General features: G+C 60.1%; 1 protein-coding gene. It reads right to left on the bottom strand.

The window, feature by feature from the left end:
• Positions 1–20: 20 nt before the first annotated feature.
• On the bottom strand, positions 21–1,094 hold a 1,074-nt coding region (locus tag H5U08_RS19570), incomplete at its 5' end, for a helicase-related protein (RefSeq protein ID WP_297037089.1).

Below are 1,094 nucleotides of genomic sequence, written 5' to 3'. Positions count from 1 at the left end.
CCCTCACAACCGCAGCCCCTTCACCCCACGTCGGCCAGGGCCATGCTTTTTCCGTATCGGGCCAGCACGAGGCGGCGCAAGCGGCGATGTTCGGGACGGGCTAGCCCGGGGTCCGCCGCTATCAGCTCCCAGGCATCCTGACGAGCCAGTTCGACAACCTCTCGATCGCGAACCAGATCCGCGATGCGAAACGGCGGCAGACCATGTTGTCGAGTTCCCAGGATCTCTCCAGGTCCCCGCAGTGTAAAGTCTATCTCTGCCAACTCAAACCCGTTAGTTGTCCGACAAAACGCCTCCAGACGCTGTTTGGTGTCGGGCGCTGTGGAATCCGAGAACACACAGCAGTAACCCGGCACCGGCCCGCGGCTCACTCTTCCCCGCAGTTGATGGAGCTGGGCCAGGCCGAATCGCTCGCCGTTCTCAATCGTCATCAGAGTCGCGTTGGGAACATCGATACCCACCTCGATGACCGCGGTAGAAACGAGCACGTCGATCTCCCCGCGTCGAAAGCGCGCCATCACCTCTTCCTTCTCTTCACTGGTCATTCGGCCATGAATAGCTGCCAGCCGAAATCCTGCCAATTCTCCCTGACTGAGTTCGCGAAACGTTCCCTCGACGCTTTTCACTTCGGCCTCTTCATCTTCCTCCACCAGGGGAACGACCACGTATCCCTGCCGTCCTTCCTGCAATTTGCGGCGGAAAAACGCCCACCACTGGCCTCTTTGTTCGGAACGGGCCAGAAATGTGCGCACGGGTCTTCGTCCCGGTGGAGCCTCGTCCAGAATACTCACATCCAGGTCGCCAAAAAGCGTCATCGCGATGGTGCGTGGGATGGGTGTGGCGGTCATCACGAGGTAGTGGGGTTCTTCCCCAGCTCCCTTCAGAGCGGCCCGCTGCCGAACTCCAAACTTGTGCTGTTCATCGATGACGACCAGCCCCAGCCGGTGAAACTTGACTTCATCCTGAATAATGGCCTGAGTTCCCACCACCAGGTCGAGAGTCCCCTCGGCAATGAGTTCCAGAATCCTGGTCCTCTCCGCAGGAGGCAATCCACCTACGAGCAGTGCCCGACGGACCCGACTGGCAGCCAGCAA

This window comes from Thermogutta sp. (assembly GCF_014359955.1).
GTDB lineage: Bacteria > Planctomycetota > Planctomycetia > Pirellulales > Thermoguttaceae > Thermogutta.
This window is presented reverse-complemented; position numbering and strand designations above follow the sequence as displayed.